This is a genomic window from Luteibacter sp. UNCMF366Tsu5.1, from assembly GCF_900119235.1.
Classification (GTDB): Bacteria; Pseudomonadota; Gammaproteobacteria; order Xanthomonadales; family Rhodanobacteraceae; genus Luteibacter; species Luteibacter flocculans.
In genome coordinates, this window is the sequence record NZ_FPIS01000002.1 from 78,845 (window position 1) to 95,592 (window position 16,748).

The following is a 16,748-nucleotide window of genomic DNA, read 5'->3' on the forward strand; positions in this document are numbered from 1 at the left end:
CCTGCGACGCGAACGTGGCCGCCTGCCAGCGTTCGACCTCGCCGCCGCTACCGTCCCTCTCTTTTTATCCAAGAAAGGGGGGCACCATGCTGTTGACGCACGAGGTCGCAGAGATGTCCGGGGCACGACGTGATTCGTGACGTCACGAAAGGGGGTACCACATGAAGTCTGCCGATCTGCTGCTCGGCATCCTTGTCACGGTGATCTGGGGAAGCAACTTCTCCGTCATCGAAGCAGGCCTGCGCGATCTCGATTCTTTTCTTTTGACCGGCCTGCGTTTCACCTTCACGGCGTTTCCGATGATCATCTTTCTGCGTCGACCGAGCGATGTGTCGCTTGCGGTGCTGGCGGCCTACGGGCTGCTGTTCGGCGTGGGCCTGTGGTGGGTTGTGAACCTCGCGATGGCGCTCGGGTTGTCGCCGGGCCTGTCGTCGCTCGTGTTGCAGTTCAGCGCGTTCTTTACGTTGATCCTGAGCGCCGTGATCCTGCGCGAACGCATAGGGCGCATTCCGATCGTGGGGATGGTCGTTGCGGCGGCGGGCCTGTTGCTGGTGATTGCGTTTACGGACGGACACACAACGCTCGTCGGTGTGGCGCTGGTCCTGCTGGCCGCGCTGAGTTGGAGCGCATGCAACCTCATCGTGAAGCGTTACAAGCCTGCGGACATGATCGCGTTCATCGTTTGGTCCAGCGTGTTTTCCGCGCCGGTGTTGTTTCTTCTCACTTGGCTGAAATATGGCAATGCACCCTTCAACGGACTGCTCACGGGACTCACGTTGCGCGCAAGCGTTTCCGTGCTGTTCCAGGCCTATGTCACCACGGTGTTCGGTTATATGGTCTGGAACAACCTGATGAAGAAGTATCCGGCCTCGTCGGTGGCGCCGCTGTCGCTGATCGTTCCGGTGTCCGGCGTCGTGACCTCGTACCTCGTCTACCACGAGACCTTCGCGCCGATGGTGTGGGTGGGCGTGGTTGTGATGCTCGTCGGCGTCGCGATCTTCGTGCTCGGGCCGCGTCTTCGGCAGACGCGCCACGCTACGACCTAGAAAGTTCTTCACGCATTACCGGGGAAGATGACGGCTCGATTTCGTGGTTGCTGTTGACGGCTCGCTTCGTCGGTTTGGCTCGCCTTTCGGCCTCGCATCGGCGCCTGTGCCGCTTCGGGAGGCAGCCCCCCCCCTCGTCGCGAAGACTTATGTCGTTCCTTGCGATAGGAGAGCCGCTCCGGGGCTCGGTGTCTGATGGCTTGCGCCCCGGAGTTCCGCGATCAACCCTATCTTGCCGCCCGGTGTCGTCGTGCTAGCCTTCCCGCCTCCATCCCTGCCTGCGGTGCCGACATGACGAAGTTCACGAAGAGGTTCCTCATCGCCAACGGAATCGCCCTTGCCGCGTCCTTCGGGGTTCAGGCCTTCCAGAACGACCAGCCGGCCAATGCCACCCCGCCCGCCAGCGCCGGGCAGGTGAGCGCGGCGCAACTGGACCAGGCCATCGCCGGCAGTTGGCGCTCGCCGCAGAACAAGGCGCGCGACGTGTATCGCCATCCCCGCGAGATGCTGACGTTCTTCGGCATTCGTCCGGACATGACCGTGATCGAGATCTGGCCGTCGGGCGGCTGGTTCACGGAAATCCTCGCGCCGTTCCTGCACGACAACGGCCACTACATTGGCGCGGTCGAAGCCGGCTCGAAGAGCACCGATGCGCTGCGCAAGAAGTTCTCGTTCGCGCCGGCGCAGTACGGCAAGGCCACCTTGCTGGAATTCAACCACAAGGCGCCAGTGCTGGGCGCGCCCGGTTCGGCGGACATGGTGCTGACCTTCCGCAACGTGCACAACTGGGCTGCCGACGGCAGTGCGGAAGCGATGTTCAAGGCGTTCTATGCGGTGCTCAAGCCCGGCGGCGTGCTGGGTGTCGAGGATCACCGTGCCGATGCGGGCAAGAAGCTCGACGAGGTCGTCAATTCCGGCTATCTGCCGACCGACTACGTGATCAAGCTCGCCACCGACGCCGGCTTCAAGCTGGATGGGCAGAGCGAGATCAATGCGAATCCGAAGGACGACCACCAGCATCCGAAGGGCGTGTGGACGCTGCCGCCTACGTATGAACTCGGCGACAAGGACAAGGCGAAATATCAGGCGATCGGCGAGTCCGACCGGATGACGCTGCGCTTCGTGAAGCCCGCTACCTCGAAGTAAGTGCTGCTGGCGCTCAACAAGCCCTTCGGGGTGCTCTGCCAGTTCACAGGCGAAGCCGGCCGGCGCACGCTGGCCGACTTCGTGCCGCAGAAGGGCGTGTATGCCGCAGGAAGGCTGGACCAGGACAGCGAAGGCTTGCTGCTCCTGACCGACGACGGACGGCTGCAACACCGGCTGGCCGATCCGAGGCACAAGCAACCGAAGACGTATCTGGTGCAGGTCGAAGGCGTGCCGACTGAAGGCGCGCTCGATCGCCTGCGCCATGGCGTGACGTTGAACGACGGACCGACGCTGCCGGCCGGCGCCGAAGCGATCGATGCGCCGGACTGGCTATGGCCCCGCGATCCGCCCGTGCGCTTTCGCAAGACGGTGCCCGATGCCTGGCTGCGTATCGTGCTGCGCGAAGGCCGCAATCGCCAGGTGCGCCGCATGACGGCGGCCGTGGGACTGCCCACGCTGCGCCTGATTCGCGAAGCCGTGGGGGCTTATCGTCTGGACGGCCTCAAACCCGGCGAACTGCGCGTCATCGATCCCTAGCGCGACGCCCTTACCACTCGGCTACCGAGCCGTCCGGGTGGCGCCACAGCGGATTGCGCCAGTCGGGGGCTTCCCGGCTGCGCTCCACGATCAGTTCCTCGTTGACGTCGATGCCGAGACCGGGGCCCGTAAACGGGCGCGCATAACCACCTTCGTCGAGCGCCAAGGCCTCGGCGTTGCGCACGTAGTCGAGCACTTCGCCGCCGCGGTTGTAGTGGATGCCCATGCTCTGTTCCTGCAACGTGGCATTCCAACTCACGAAGTCCACGTGCAGGCACGCCGCCAGGGCAATCGGACCCAATGGGCAGTGCGGCGCAAGCGCCACGTCGTACGCCTCGGCCATGGCCGCGATCTTGACGCATTCGGTAATGCCACCGGCATGCGAGAGATCGGGTTGGAGAATGGCGATGCCGCCGCGTTCCAGTACGTGCTTGAACTCGAAGCGCGAGTACATGCGCTCGCCCGCCGCGATCGGAATCGCGGTCTGTGCCGCGATGCGCGGATAGTATTCGGCTTGTTCGGCCAGCACGGGTTCTTCGATGAAGAGCGGGCGGAACGGCTCCAGTTCCTTCACCAGAACCTTTGCCATCGGCGCGGACACGCGGCCATGGAAGTCGAGACCGAACTCGATCGTGTTGCCGAAGGCTTCGCGGATTTCCGCCACTCGCGCGACGGCAGCATCCACGGCCTTGCTCGAACCGATCATGCCCATTTCCTCGCACCCGTTCATCTTGAACGTGTCGAAGCCGTGCGCCATGCGTTCGCGAATCTGCGCGATGATGTCAGCCGGTCGATCGCCGCCCACCCAGCAATAGGTTTTCATGCGGTCGCGCACGCGGCCGCCCAGCAGTTCGAAGACCGGCGCGCCGAGTACCTTGCCCTTGATGTCCCACAGGGCCTGGTCGATCCCCGCGATGGCGCTCATGAACACCGCGCCGCCGCGATAGAACCCACCGCGATACATCGCCTGCCAGAGATCGTTGATGCGCGAGGGGTCCTTGCCGATGACGAACTCGGAGAGTTCATGCACCGCCGCTTCCACCGTGCGTGCGCGACCTTCCACGACGGGTTCGCCCCAGCCGACGACGCCGTCGTCGGTTTCCATCTTGAGGAACATCCAGCGTGGCGGCACGCGGTAGGTAGTGATGCGGGTGATCTTCATGCTTATACCGCGCGATAGGCTTTGACGAAGGCTTGCGCACGTTCGCGTGTGCGCGAGACGGGCTGGCCTGCTTTGTACAGATCGCTGCCGAGGCCCGCACCGATGCAACCGGCATCGAGGAACTGTCCGATGTTTTCGGGCGTGACGCCGCCCACGGCCAGCAAGGGGATGTCCGGCGGCAGTACCGCGCGGATTGCCTTGACGTAGCCGGGCCCCCATTGCGCTGCGGGAAAGAGCTTCAACGACTGCGCGCCCGCTGCGAGGGCGGCGAACGCCTCGCTGGGCGTGCTGAACCCGATGGACGTGTACATGTCGCGTTCGCGCCCGCGCCGGATCACCGCGGGATCGGTGTTCGGCGTGACCAGCAGATGGCCACCGAGGTCGGCCACGGCATCCACGGCGTCCGGCGTGAGCACGGTGCCGGCACCGACCAGCGCACGATCGTCCGCGGCATCCAGAGCCAGAGGAATGCTGCGTTGCCAGTCCGGCGAATTGAGCGGTATCTCGATGGCGTCGAAGCCCGCCGCGAGCAGCACCGCGACGTGGGCGACGACCTCGTCGGGCGTGATGCCGCGCAGGATGGCGATGAGCGGAAGAGCGGTAGGCCAGGCCATGGGCGTCACTCGTGATAGAGCTGGGAACGGCCACCGTCGATGCGAATGTCGGCAGCGTTGATGTAGCGTGCTTCGTCGGAGGCGAGGAACAGCGCGGTATAAGCGATTTCCTCCGGCTCGCCGATGCGCTTGTTCGGAAGGATCGCCTCCTGCCGGCGACGCTCCGCCTCGGGATCGGGCGCGGCGGCGAAACCTGCTTCGGCGATGGCCGTCAGCACCAGCCCCGGCGAAATCGAATTCACGCGTATGCCCCGCGCGGCGTACTCGATGCCCAGCGCCTTGGTCAGGCCGATCAGCCCGTGCTTGGCGACCGGGTACGGGAAGCAGTGCGGAATGATCTTGTGACCGTGGACCGAAGCGATGTTGACGATGCTGCCGTGTCCCAGTTCGAGCATGCCGGGCAGCACCGCCTTCGCGCAGTTCCAGGCGCCTTTCAGGTCCACCTCGAAGCAGCGCGTCCATTCGTCGTCGCTCAGCGACAGGGGATCGTTGAAGACGTTGATGCCGGCGTTGTTCACCAGCACGTCGGGTGCGCCGAAGCGCTCCGTTGCGGCAGCCACCATGCGTGTCACGGCGTCGGGGTGGGTGACGTCGGCCTCGAACAGCATGGCGTCCTGGGTGTCGAGGCTCGCTAGCGTCTCGCGGGCCTGCGCATTGTCTTCCAGCACGTTGAGGACGACCTTCGCGCCGTGCATGGCAAACAGGCGCGCGGTCGCGGCGCCGATGCCCTGCGTGGCGCCAGTGACGATGGCGACCTTGCCCGCAAGGCGCGGCAGCGGCGTGATGCGCGGATCGGGGCGGTGGCTCATGCGCGTGGCCCCTGGCCGTAACGTGCCTCCGGCAGGCCGCGACCGCGTGGCGGCGTGCCGATGAAGATCGCGCCGTTGTCCGGCTCGCGCGTATGCACGGCGGCGTCGAGACCCTTGTGCGCCGAGGTGATGACCATGCGGTCGAGCGCGCTGCCGGCGAAGCTGACGCAGCTTGGCTGGCGTGCGGGGAGATCGATCACGGCATCCGCGCGACCGTCGGGCGCATAGCGCACCACGCGCGAGGCGCCCCACTGGGCATTCCAGAGAAACCCATCGGCGTCCACAGTGGAGCCGTCAGGCTCATGCCCCGCTTCCAGTTCCGCGAACACGCGGATGCGATCGATCTCGCCGCTCGTGGCATCGTAGTCGCAGGCCATGATCTGCGCGGTGGGCGAGTCGGTGAAGTACATCGTGCCGCCATCGGGGCTGAAGCAGATGCTGTTGGTGATCGCGGCCTTGGGCAGCGCGAGGCGGGTGAGCTTGCCATCGGCGCTGTAGCGCCAGAACGAGGCGGTCTTTTCCGGGCCGCGCTCGTTGAGCGTACCGAAGATGAAGTGGCCGGCACGGTCGCAGCGGCCGTCGTTGGCGCGCATGCCGACAAGGTCGGGCTCGATGTCCTCGAGCACGGTGAGGTTGCCGTCGCGGGTGTCGTAGCGGGCGAGCTGCTTTTCCAGCGCCAGCAGGAGCACACCCGGTTCGCTGGTGAGTGTAAAACAGCACAGGCGCGCCGGCATCGCCGTCTCGGTGATGTGGCCCGTGGTGGGGTCGTATGCATAGAGCCGCGAGGCGGCAATGTCGGTCCAGCGTACGAGTTGCAGGTGGTCGTCCCAGATCACGCCTTCGGCATGGGCCTGGCGGTGGGCGGATATTGGTTTGAAGGCGTCGGTCATCAGCGTGATTGCCTGCGGTTCTTGAGCTGATCCACGAGCACGGCGACGAGCAGGATGCCGCCGCGGACGAGGTACTGGTAGAAAGTATCGATGTTCATGAGGCTCATGGCATTTTGCACGGTCCCCATGATGAGGACGCCAACGAGCACGCCGCTGATGCTCGCACGGCCGCCCATCAACGACACGCCGCCGAGCACACAGGCTGAAATGACGTTGAGTTCGAAGCCTTCCCCGGCATTGGGCTGGCCGCTGGTGATGCGCGAGGCGAGGATGACGCCCGCCAGCGCGGCGATGAGGCCCTGGATCAGGAAAATGGCGATGCGGACGCGGTCTACGGCGACGCCGGCCAGGCGTGCGGCATCGGGGTTACCGCCAATGGCGAGCGTGTTGCGCCCATAGGCGGTCTTGTTGAGCAGCACGCCGAAGACCACGAAGCAGGCCAGGGTGACCCATACCGGCACGGGCAGCCCGATGAATTCGGCGCTGCCGAGCGCGAAGAAGGACTCGTTGGTCACGCCGACGGCTTGCCCGTGCGACGCGATGAAGGCGAGGCCGCGAACGATTTCCATGGTCGCCAGCGTCGTGATGAGCGCATTGATCTTCAGCTTCGCGATCACGGCGCCATTGACGAAGCCCACCAGCGCGCCGGCGGCGAGACTCACGGCGATGCCTATCGCCACGCTGCCTGTCGCGTTGGAGACGATCGCGCAGAGCACGCCAGCGAAGGCCACGGTCGATCCGACCGAAAGGTCGAAGTCGCGCGAGGCGAGGCAGAACATCATGGTGCATGCCACCATGCCGATCTGCGAGACCGACAGTGCAAGGCCGACGACGTTATCCCAGGAGAAGAAATAGCGCACCGTCGCGCTGAGCACGACGAACAGCACCACGAAGATGCCGATCAGGCTGTAGTCGTCGACGATCTGCCAGAGCAGGGCGCGGCGACGCTCTTCGCGCGTGTCGCGTTGGGGCACGATGGCGGCGGCGTTGGGCTCGGTCATGGGTCAGGCGTTCCTTATCGCGGTAGATCCCGCCCCTTCGGGCAGGGCAGCGGCGAGGACGTTTTCCTCGGTCGCCGAGGCGCGGTCGAACTGTGCGGTGATACGGCCGCGGCACATGGTGACGACGCGGTCCGATACGCCCAGCACTTCGGGTAATTCGCTGGAGATCATCACCACGGCGACGCCGCGCCCAGCGAGTTCGTAGAGCACGTTGTAGATCTCGTTCTTCGCGCCGACGTCGATACCGCGGGTCGGTTCGTCGACGATCAGCACACGCAGGTCTTTTTCCGCCAGCCAGCGCGAGAGCACGGCTTTCTGCTGGTTGCCGCCGGAAAGAAGACGGATTTCCTGGCGACGATGCGGGGTGCGGATGCGCAGGCGATCGATATACGTATCGGCAGTGCGTGCCTCGTTGCGGTCGTTCACGAACAGGCCGGCGACGAGATGGTTGCGCCGTGCGCTGATGTTGATGTTCTCCGAGACCGAGCGAACGCCGATGATGCCTTCTTCCTTGCGGTCCTCCGGGCAGAACACCAGGCCGTGGCGAATCGCGTCGCGCACGTGCGAGGGTCGGATGGGCTTGCCGTCCACGAGCACCTCGCCTGACGTTCGGCGGTCGGCGCCGTAGATCACCCGCATGATCTCGGAGCGACCGGCACCCACCAGGCCAAAGAAGCCGACGATCTCGCCGGCCCGGACGTCGAAGCTCACCGGCAACGGTACGGCGCGCCCTGCCACGCCTTTCACCGAGAGCCGCACGTCGCCTTGCGTGCGCGGCGTGTAACCGAAGATGTCGCCGATCTCGCGGCCGACCATGCGTTGCACGAGCATGTCGCGTGTGACGCCTTCGAGCGCGTCGAAGTCCGCCACCTTGCGCCCGTCACGGAAGATCGTGGCGGCATCGCACAGCTCGAAGATCTCGTCGAGGCGATGCGAGATGTAGATCATGGCCTTGCCCTGCGCGCGCAGATCGCGAACGAGGCGGAACAGTACGTCCGTTTCCCGGTGCGAGAGCGAACTGGTGGGTTCGTCGAGCGCGAGGATGGTGGCATCGCGCAGGATCGCCTTGACGATCTCCACCATCTGGCGCTGCCCGATCGACAGTTGCTTGAGCCTCGCGCGGGGATCGAGGTCGACGCCCAGAGCGTCCAGGCGCTCGCGCGTCCACGCCAGGGCGCGACGGCGGTCGACGAAGCCGAAGCGCGTCGGCAGGCGGCCGAGGAGGAGATTCTCCATGACGGAGAGTTCCGGTACGTACTGGAGCTCCTGGTGGATCACGGCGACGCCGGCCGCAATGGCGTCGGCGGCGCTGCGAAAATGCTGTACCTGTCCGTCGATCGCGACCTCGCCTTCGTCGGGCACGTACTCCCCGCCGAGGATCTTCATCATCGTGGACTTGCCGGCGCCGTTCTCGCCGAGCAGGCCGTGCACGCTACCGGCGCGCACCTGGAAGCCCACATCACCGAGTGCGCGCACACCGGGAAACGTCTTCCCGATGTGGCGGAACTCGAGGCGCGGGCTGCCGCTCGTCGTCAAAGCCCCATCTCCTTGCGTACTTCGGCAGCGTTGTCGCGCGTGATGAGCTTGCCCGTGGTCAGCGTGAGCTGGGGTGGCGCCTTGCCGTTCTTGATCCACTCGTACATGTTCACTGAGGTTTCGTAGCCGTGGCGCTTCGGGCTGATCAACACGCTGCCGAAGAAACCGGTCGGCTGGGCCTTCTCGAACTCGTTGAGCGCCGATTGGCTGCCGCCGATGCCGACGCCGATCAAGTCGTCGGCGCGGAAGTTGCGACCTTCCGCCGCGCGCACCGCGCCGAGCACGGCTTCGTCGTTCAGGCCGAAGGCAACCCAGTGCTTGTACTTCGGATTCTGGGTGATCGCGATGTTGGCGGCGTTGAAGGCGTTTTCCGTATCCGTCTTGGCCTGCGGCGCGTTGACGACGTTGTCCTTTGGGAAGCCCGAGGCGGTCAGCGCAGCAATGGCGCCATCCGTGCGTTCCTTCGCGGTGGGCAACTGGTCGTAGGAAATGCGCAGGGCGCCGGTTTCTTCCGGCTTCCATCCGCGCTTCTTCATCTCGTCGGCGATGGCCTGGCCGACCTGCTCGCCGATCTTCGTGGCGGAGATGCCCATGTGCGGTACGGACTCGATGGGATTGCCGGAGCCATCGACGAGGCGGTCGTCCACCGTCATCAGTTTCAATCCGTCGGCTTTCGCCTTGGCGACGATCGAAGGACCAAGCTTCACGTCGGGCGTGCAGATGATGAAGCCCTGGGCATGCTGAGCCTTCAGGTTGTCGATGGTGGTCAGCACCTGGCCGCCGTCGGGCGCACCGATCTTCACCAGAGTGAAGCCTTTCTCCTTGGCCGCTTGCTCGGCGTACTTCCATTCGTCCTGGAACCAGGGTTCCTCGGGCTGCTTAACGACGAAGCCGATCTTCACATCCTCGTTGGAACCCGAGGAGCAGGCGGAAAGAGCCAGCGCCAGGGCAAGCGCCTTGAGGCCAAGGGCGATCTTCATCTTCATGCGGTGCTCCTCGTGAGACTCATGCAGGGGTTAGTCGACCAGCCCGCGGCGGCGGGCGACGGCGATGGCGCCGTACCCCGCGAGATCGCGTTGCTCGTCGTCGCCCAGCACCGTGACGGTGCCGGAGAAGAAGTCGTCGCCCTCCACCAGCCTGCCGATGGCCTCGCGCAGGATGGGCTTGCCGCTGACGACGAAGCGCGTGCCGGGATTCATCCGGATCGCACTGGAATTCTTGAGGGTGAGCAGGTCCGACCCGAGCACGGCGCCAAGCAGAAAGTTGGCGCGTGCGTTCGCGTCGTAGACGGCGAACTGATCGAGGATGCGCACGCTGAAACACGCGCGACCCAGGCCGATCTTCTTCGCCGATGCGGCGCCCGCAAGCAGCATTTCCGCATCGATGCGCGAGGCGAAACCGTCCTTCAGTGAGCCGGCGAGAATGGTGTCGTGCGAGATCACATGCAGCAGTTCGCCGGCGAGCGTGGTGACGCAGCCGTCGATGCGGCGCTGCGCATCGATGCTGACGAACTTCGAGTGCGAACCGGGAAGCACGATGACGGTGGCCTCGTCGAGGCCCAGGCGTTCGACGAGGGCGAACGATTCCACTTCCTCGCCGCGCATCATGTCCATGGCCTCGCAGTTGTGCAGGCCGATGTGCTCGACGTTGTTGCGCACGCCCGGCACGAACCAGATCGGTGCGTGCCAGACGTTGGCGATCAGACTCTCTCGCATCGCGCCAGCGAGATCGTCGATGCCGGCGGCGGCTACGACGTGGGGAATCTCGCACAGCCCCATGTTCGAGGTGATCATGCCCGAGGCCAGCGCGCGGTCGATCTGGGTCGGTTCCAGGCGTGCTACGGCCAACGCCTCCGCGATCGTCTCGCGTACGCCTTCTTCGAGCTTTGCCTTACTTCCCGTGATCGCCGTATCGCGCACGCCGACCTGACGGGCGGCCCGGCCGATCACGTGGCCGTCCTGCCAGACGGTGACACGCGTGTTGGTGGTGCCGGTGTCGACGGTGAGGATGTTCATCGCAGGTCCGTTCGTAAAACGCCCTGGATTCTTGGCGTCGCCTGCCAAGGCAGGCAAACTAGAAATTCTTCGGGCCTTCCTCAAATTTTTCTTGATGACCTTGCAATGAAGCGCTCGTTACCCCTCAACGCCGTGCGCGTGTTCGAGCTTGCAGCGCAGCATTCAAGCTTTACCAAGGCAGCCGAAGAGTTGTCGCTCACCCCCGCCGCGGTGAGCGCGCAAGTCAAATTATTGGAAGGCTATCTCGGTACGCCGCTGTTTGTGCGTAGCAACAATCGCTTGAAGCTCACCGCAGCGGGGGAGAATTACTTTCCGCGCATTCGCGACGCTTTTCGTGCATTGCAGCAGGCCACCGACCAGGTCATGGGGCAGCGCAGCGCGTCGCTTCGCGTGTCCGTGCCGCCGACCTTCGGCACAAAGTGGCTCGTGCCGCGCCTGTTTCGATTCTTCGCAAAGCACCCCGACATTGCGGTGGAAGTGGTCACGGACGGCGGCGAGGGCGTGTGGGATCTTGCGGTGGACGATCGTCCGATCGACGGTGCGGAGCAGGCGATCCTCGCCGTGAGTCGCTATACCCCGGTGTGCTCGCCCGGCGTGGCGGCGCAACTGCAAGGACCAGAGGATCTCGCCGCGCAGATGCTGCTGCACGAACGGCCGGGCCGTCGCGCTGCGCCGGCTGTGGGCTGGGATCAGTGGCTTGAAAGCGCCGGGGTAAGTCCCGGTTCCGTCTCTCGCGACATGGGTTTCGGCGACGGCACGATGATGTTGCAGGCGGCCATCGAAGGGCAGGGCGTCGCCTTGGCCCAGGAACTGCTCGTGGCGTATGACCTGGCGGCCGGCAGACTCGCCGAACCGTTCCGCCTGGACGTACCGCTGCAGCACACCTATTACCTCGCCGTATCGCGCGAGGCCGGTGCGCGTGACGAGACGGGGTTGTTCAAGCAGTGGCTCTTCGCCGAACTGGGTACGGTGCCGTAACACCGAGGCGCGCTGATGCGTGCCGAGTCAGGTTCAGCAGTCGCGCTCGGCCTTCTTCCGCCGCCACCAGATGAATCCTACGATCGCGATGGCAGCAACGATGGCGAGCCACAGCCCCGTCTGCCCGCGGTGGATCCACATGGCCAGCCACTCGTGGTTGTGCGCGCCGAAGTAACCGAGATAGACCCAGATCGGTACGCTGATCGCAGCGGCAAGGCCGTCCAACAGCAGGAAGCGGAAGAAGCCCACGCGGTGGGTCGCGCCGGCGGTGATGAACACGGCAGTGCGCATGCCCGGAAGGAAGCGGGCCACGAACATCATGCGGTTGCCGTAGCGCTCGAACTTTTCCTGGACCTTCGCGTAGCGCTCGGGCGTCAACAGGCGCGCGACGAGTCGCCAGCTCATGATCCGTCCGCCGAAGTGGCGCCCCAGCAGGAACATCGTGGAATCGCCGACCAGCACGCCGGCCATGCCGACGCCGACCATCGTGTGGACGTCGCCATAGCCCAGGCCTGTGATGATGCCGCCGGCTACCAGCGTGATGTCTTCGGGAAGCGGAATGCCCGCGCCGCAAAGCATCAGGGCGAAGAAGACGGCGAGGTAGCCGTTCCTTCCAAAGAAATCGACGAGGTCGTTGAGCAGGTCCATCAGCAGCGCACGAATCCGGCTTCGGCCGGTCCCTTGGAGAAACGGAAAGGGGATGATCCCATGGATCGCGTTAGGTTCGCGGTGCGCCGCATCATTCGCCGTCCATCTGGGCGGGCGCGGCGCGGGCCGCCAGCAGGACACGCAGCTCGGCTTTCTCGGTGTCGTCGAGCACGCCATCACGCGACTTGGCGATGAGGTATTCGCGCCGCTGGGTGGTGACCTGGCGCTGCATCTGCGCCAGGGCGTCCAGGAACTCGGTGCGCTGCATGTCCGCTTCGCCGATGACTTCGGCTTGCATCAGCTTCTGCAGTGACGTGTATTCGGGGCGGTCGAGAAAGTGCTCGACGAGCACGGCGGGGTTGATGCCCGGTCGCGCACGCGCCACGTCGATCAACTCCGCAAGCAGTTCCACCCCAGGACGCTCGAGGCGAAGGAAGGCGTAGGGTGGCTCGACTTCTTCTGCCAGCGACGGCTGCGCAAGCAACAAGGTGATCGCGCTGCGTACGAGGCTGCGTTGAACGTTGGCGGGGCGAGTCGGTGCCTGCCGGGCCGGTGCGGGTTCGGCGTCGAGTACCGCGCGAGCGCCGGTGCGGCGTTGCAGCTCCTGCGCCATAAGGTCGCGGAACGCGCCATCCGGCAGCTTCGCGATGAGCGGACGCGCCCGTTCGGCGAGTCGCGCCTTGCCGTCGATACGACTGGTATCCACGTCCCGGCCGAGTTCCTCGAAGAAATACTCGGACATCGGCATGGACGCCTTCATCCGCTGCTCGAAGCCTTCTTTGCCTTCCTTGCGAACGAGCGTGTCCGGGTCTTCGCCATCGGGCAGGAACAGGAAGTGAGCCTGACGGCCATCGCGCATGCGCGGGAGGATCGATTCCAGGGCGCGCCAGGCCGCCTGGCGGCCGGCGCGGTCGCCGTCGAAGCAGAAATAGACGTCCGGCGCGGCGCGGAACAATACCTCCGCGTGCTCAGGCGTGGTCGCGGTACCGAGCGTGGCGACGGCGATGGGCAGGCCGGCCTGATGCAGGGCGATCACGTCCATGTAGCCCTCCACCACCATGATCCGGGTGAGGTGCTGGTGGGCCTGCTTCACCTGCCACAACGCGAACAGTTCGCGGCCTTTGTGGAACAGTGGCGTCTCGGGAGAGTTGAGGTATTTCGGGCTTTGCTCGGACGACAGCACGCGCCCGCCGAACGCGATGACGCGGCCGCGGCGGTCGAGGATGGGGAACATCACTCGCTCGCGAAAGCGGTCGTAGCGGTTGCCGCGCTCGTTGCTGGCGACCATGCCCGCCTCGTTCAGGAGCTGGCGTCGCCGGTCGGTGGTGCCCAGTGCCTTCAACACGCCATCGAAGCCTGCCGGTGCCCAGCCGATGCGGAAGCGCTTGACGATCTCGTCGTCGAGGCCGCGGCGGTCCACGTATGCACGGGCTTCGGGGCTGTTGCCCAGTTCGCGCTGGTAGAAGCTGGCCGCCTCGTCCAGCAGGGTATAGAGGTCGCTGCGGTCTTCGCGCGGTTTATCGTCGCGGGTGCCTTCATAAGGCACCTTGAGGCCCGCGGACTGGGCCAGTTCCTCGATGGCATCGGGGAATTCCAGGCGGTCGTAGTCCATGATGAACTTGATCGCGCTGCCATGCGCACCGCAACCGAAGCAGTGAAAGAACTGCTTCTGCGGGCTGACATAGAAGGAGGGGGACCGCTCGTTATGAAACGGGCAGCACGCGGTCCATTCCCGCCCCGCCTTCTTCAGCGGCACGCGCCGCTCGATCACGTCGACGATGTCGACGCGAGTCAGCAGTTCATCGATGAAGCTGTCGGGAATACGGCCACGCATCAGTCCCCTAGGATGCCATGCATCCGCGTCCGTATGGCGACTGGCGTGGGTTTAGAACGCCAGCTTGAAGACGCCGATGACGGCGAGGATCGCGATCACGAACAGGATCAGGAAGATCGCGAAGCACACCTTGGCGATGGTGGCGGCCACGCCGGAGACGCGGCTGAAGCCGAGCGCGCCGGTAACCAGGGCGATCAGACCGAAAATGATGGCGTACTTGAGCATGGAATTGATCCGTCAGATGCCGGAGGTACCCACCCCCGGTCGCGAGCGGAGGATGCGTTGACCTGCGTGGGGACCTTGTGAAACCGCCCGGAGGGCCCTTCAGTGGGGAGTCCCTGTGGGAGCCGCCATGGCGGCGAGAAGCCAACGAAGCGGTGTAGCCGTGAGGAAAACCCCTCAAGCCATGTTGCCGCGAGGCAGGCTTTCCTCGCCGCCATGGCGGCTCCCACAGGAGTGGCCCATGGCGGCGGGATGTGCCTGGATCAGGCCAGCTTTGCCTTGATGCGGCCCGCCGCGGCGGCCATGTCGGCTCGGCCGGCGGCCTTTTCCTTGACCAGGGCGACGACCTTGCCCATGTCGCGGGCGCTGGTGGCGCCGGACTCGGCAATGGCGGCTTCGATGATCGCGTCGAGTTCGGCGTCGTCGAGCTTCGCCGGCAGGTAGCCGTCGATGATGCCCATCTCGTAGCGTTCGATGTCGGCCAGGTCGGTGCGGCCGGCCTTGTCGTACTGCTCGATCGAGTCGCGGCGCTGCTTCTGCATCTTTTCGAGCACGGCCAGGACCTGGGTGTCGTCCAGTTCGATGCGCTCGTCTACCTCGCGCTGCTTGATCTGAGCCTGGACCAAGCGAATGACGGCCAGCCGGTCCTTTTCCCCGCCCTTCATGGCGGCCTTCATGTCTTCGGTGATCTTTGCCTTGAGACTCATCGCTTTTCTCCGGGACGACGAAAAGCCGGCTTTACCTTTCGGCAAAGCCGGCTCGGGATGTTCCGCCTGACTGCGGTGGCTGCGGGACCGCGCCAGCCGCGATACCATGCCGGCCAAGAGGCCGGATGGTGGATCAGTACATGCGGGTCCGGCGCGTCGTGTCGCGGGACAGACGGCGCAGGTGACGCTTCACCGCGGCAGCGCGCTTACGCTTACGCTCCTGGGTCGGCTTTTCGTAAAATTCGCGCTTGCGCGTTTCGGCCAGCACGCCAGCCTTCTCGCACGTACGCTTGAAGCGGCGAAGGGCAAGCTCAAACGGCTCGTTCTCGCGGACTTTAACGCTCGGCATGGAAACTCCACTTGTTTAAACTGACCCGTGAAGCCGGGTGAGCCGTGGATTATAACGTGATCGAGATGAGAAATTCAAAGCCTGTTCTGGGCGTGGAAACGTCCTGCGATGAAACGGGCGTCGCGCTGCTCCGCTGGGACCCGGAAAACCCGGGCCGCGGCCTGCTTTCCCATGCGCTTTTCAGCCAGATTGCCCTGCATGCCGAGTACGGCGGCGTGGTGCCGGAATTGGCCAGCCGCGATCACGTGCGCAAGCTGCTTCCGCTGGTCCGCGAGGCGCTGAAGACGGCCGGGTTGACCCCGGCCGACCTGGGCGGCGTGGCCTATACCGCGGGTCCGGGCCTGGTGGGTGCGCTGCTGGTGGGGGCTTCCGCGGCGCGAGCCATGGCCTGGGCACTCGGCGTGCCGGCCATCGGCGTACATCACATGGAAGGCCACCTGCTGGCTCCGCTGTTGGAAGACGACCCGCCGGAGCCCCCGTTCGTGGCGCTGCTGGTCTCGGGCGGCCATTCCATGCTGGTGGAGGTGAAGGCCATCGGCCAGTACCGCATCCTCGGCGACACGCTGGATGACGCGGCGGGCGAGGCCTTCGACAAGACCGCCAAACTCATGGGTTTGCCGTATCCGGGTGGCCCGGCGCTGGCGAAGCTGGCCGAGCAGGGCGTGCCGGGGCGTTTTCGGTTCTCGCGCCCCATGGTCGATCGCCCTGGCCTCGATTTCAGCTTCTCGGGTTTGAAGACCCAAGTGCTGCTGGCCTGGCAGGCATCGGATAAGAGCGAACAGACCCGCGCCGACATCGCTCGCGGCTTCGAGGAAGCCATCGTGGACACGCTGGCGATCAAGTGCCGCCGCGCGCTGGACGCTACGGGCGCGAAGCGGCTGGTGATTGCCGGCGGCGTGGGCGCGAATCGCCGCTTGCGGGAACAGTTGGCTCAGGCAGGCGAGGCCGACGGCTTCCGCGTCTACTTTCCGCGTTTGGCGTTCTGCACGGATAACGGGGCCATGATCGCGTTGGCCGGCGCCATCCGCCTGGCCGCCGGCCAGCATCAGGACGAGACGATCCAGGTCCACCCGCGCTGGAACCTGGAAACGCTGCCCTCGGCCGTCTGATCGCGGGCGATGATGCGAGATCGCGCCATCGCCCGCTTGGGATGCTCTGAATAAGTTCTCGCAAGCGCCACGTCACCCTATCCCTTTGTTTTTTATACGTGAGGGCCGAGCCTGTCTGTCCGCAGATCTTCGGTGCGCCGGCTCA

General features: G+C 65.2%; 18 protein-coding genes. 5 read left to right on the top strand and 13 right to left on the bottom strand.

The genetic code is table 11. The features are described 5' to 3' along the window. The first annotated feature begins 161 nt into the window (after positions 1-161). From BT115_RS09550 to BT115_RS09560, 3 genes are all read left to right on the top strand, one after another. Positions 162-1,046: an EamA family transporter gene (locus BT115_RS09550; protein WP_072322395.1), complete on the top strand. Its 885-nt coding sequence runs from the start codon at positions 162-164 to the stop codon at positions 1,044-1,046. Positions 1,047-1,337: 291 nt separating this feature from the next. After that, complete coding sequence (locus tag BT115_RS09555) at positions 1,338-2,192, top strand: class I SAM-dependent methyltransferase (protein ID WP_072322396.1); 855 nt, start codon at positions 1,338-1,340, stop codon at positions 2,190-2,192. Beyond that, positions 2,193-2,729 carry a pseudouridine synthase gene (locus BT115_RS09560; protein WP_072322397.1) on the top strand — a complete coding sequence of 179 codons (537 nt, stop codon included), beginning with the start codon at positions 2,193-2,195 and terminating at the stop codon, positions 2,727-2,729. A gap of 10 nt (positions 2,730-2,739) precedes the next feature. Here the strand turns inward: BT115_RS09560 and dgoD are convergent, their stop codons facing one another. The 8 genes from dgoD to BT115_RS09600 are packed head-to-tail and all read right to left on the bottom strand — an operon-like array spanning position 2,740 to position 10,756. Further along, entirely contained in the window at positions 2,740-3,891 is a 1,152-nt protein-coding gene (dgoD, locus tag BT115_RS09565; RefSeq protein WP_072322398.1) for a galactonate dehydratase, read from the bottom strand. Positions 3,892-3,893: 2 nt separating this feature from the next. Further along, positions 3,894-4,505, bottom strand: a complete 612-nt coding sequence (locus BT115_RS09570; RefSeq protein WP_072322399.1) for a 2-dehydro-3-deoxy-6-phosphogalactonate aldolase — start codon at positions 4,503-4,505, stop codon at positions 3,894-3,896. Positions 4,506-4,510: 5 nt separating this feature from the next. Further along, positions 4,511-5,314 (bottom strand): SDR family oxidoreductase, encoded by an 804-nt coding sequence (locus BT115_RS09575; protein ID WP_072322400.1) that lies wholly within the window; start codon positions 5,312-5,314, stop codon positions 4,511-4,513. Further along, positions 5,311-6,204 (bottom strand): SMP-30/gluconolactonase/LRE family protein, encoded by an 894-nt coding sequence (locus BT115_RS09580; protein WP_072322401.1) that lies wholly within the window; start codon positions 6,202-6,204, stop codon positions 5,311-5,313. The genes BT115_RS09575 and BT115_RS09580 overlap by 4 nt, the downstream gene beginning before the upstream one ends. Next, positions 6,204-7,205 (bottom strand): L-arabinose ABC transporter permease AraH, encoded by a 1,002-nt coding sequence (araH, locus tag BT115_RS09585; protein ID WP_072322402.1) that lies wholly within the window; start codon positions 7,203-7,205, stop codon positions 6,204-6,206. Before araH ends, BT115_RS09580 begins: the two co-directional genes overlap by 1 nt. Positions 7,206-7,208: 3 nt before the next feature. Next, positions 7,209-8,741 (bottom strand): L-arabinose ABC transporter ATP-binding protein AraG, encoded by a 1,533-nt coding sequence (araG, locus tag BT115_RS09590; protein WP_072322403.1) that lies wholly within the window; start codon positions 8,739-8,741, stop codon positions 7,209-7,211. Beyond that, positions 8,738-9,727 carry an arabinose ABC transporter substrate-binding protein gene (locus BT115_RS09595; RefSeq protein ID WP_072322404.1) on the bottom strand — a complete coding sequence of 330 codons (990 nt, stop codon included), beginning with the start codon at positions 9,725-9,727 and terminating at the stop codon, positions 8,738-8,740. The genes araG and BT115_RS09595 overlap by 4 nt, the downstream gene beginning before the upstream one ends. Before the next feature lie 30 nt (positions 9,728-9,757). After that, complete coding sequence (locus BT115_RS09600; protein ID WP_072322405.1) at positions 9,758-10,756, bottom strand: 2-dehydro-3-deoxygalactonokinase; 999 nt, start codon at positions 10,754-10,756, stop codon at positions 9,758-9,760. A gap of 105 nt (positions 10,757-10,861) precedes the next feature. Between BT115_RS09600 and BT115_RS09605 the strand changes: the two genes are divergently transcribed. Next, positions 10,862-11,734, top strand: a complete 873-nt coding sequence (locus BT115_RS09605; RefSeq protein ID WP_072322406.1) for a LysR substrate-binding domain-containing protein — start codon at positions 10,862-10,864, stop codon at positions 11,732-11,734. 33 nt (positions 11,735-11,767) lie between these two features. On the opposite strand, the gene BT115_RS09610 is transcribed toward BT115_RS09605, so the two are convergent. The 5 genes from BT115_RS09610 to rpsU all read right to left on the bottom strand — a co-directional run bounded on the left by BT115_RS09610 (position 11,768) and on the right by rpsU (position 15,494). After that, positions 11,768-12,382 (bottom strand): DedA family protein, encoded by a 615-nt coding sequence (locus BT115_RS09610; protein WP_072322407.1) that lies wholly within the window; start codon positions 12,380-12,382, stop codon positions 11,768-11,770. Between the two features lie 91 nt (positions 12,383-12,473). Further along, complete coding sequence (gene dnaG, locus BT115_RS09615) at positions 12,474-14,216, bottom strand: DNA primase (RefSeq protein WP_072322408.1); 1,743 nt, start codon at positions 14,214-14,216, stop codon at positions 12,474-12,476. Positions 14,217-14,267: 51 nt separating this feature from the next. Next, on the bottom strand, positions 14,268-14,441 hold the full coding sequence (locus tag BT115_RS09620) for a DUF1328 domain-containing protein (RefSeq protein WP_072322409.1): 174 nt from the start codon (positions 14,439-14,441) through the stop codon (positions 14,268-14,270). Between the two features lie 260 nt (positions 14,442-14,701). Beyond that, complete coding sequence (locus BT115_RS09625) at positions 14,702-15,145, bottom strand: GatB/YqeY domain-containing protein (RefSeq protein WP_072322410.1); 444 nt, start codon at positions 15,143-15,145, stop codon at positions 14,702-14,704. A 133-nt stretch (positions 15,146-15,278) separates the two neighbouring features. Continuing rightward, complete coding sequence (gene rpsU, locus BT115_RS09630; RefSeq protein ID WP_029213735.1) at positions 15,279-15,494, bottom strand: 30S ribosomal protein S21; 216 nt, start codon at positions 15,492-15,494, stop codon at positions 15,279-15,281. A 65-nt stretch (positions 15,495-15,559) separates the two neighbouring features. Here rpsU and tsaD point away from each other — a divergent pair, with 65 nt between their 5' ends. Continuing rightward, a complete protein-coding gene (gene tsaD, locus BT115_RS09635; protein WP_072323142.1) occupies positions 15,560-16,603 on the top strand; it encodes a tRNA (adenosine(37)-N6)-threonylcarbamoyltransferase complex transferase subunit TsaD in 1,044 nt (347 codons plus the stop codon). The last annotated feature ends 145 nt before the right edge of the window (positions 16,604-16,748 follow it).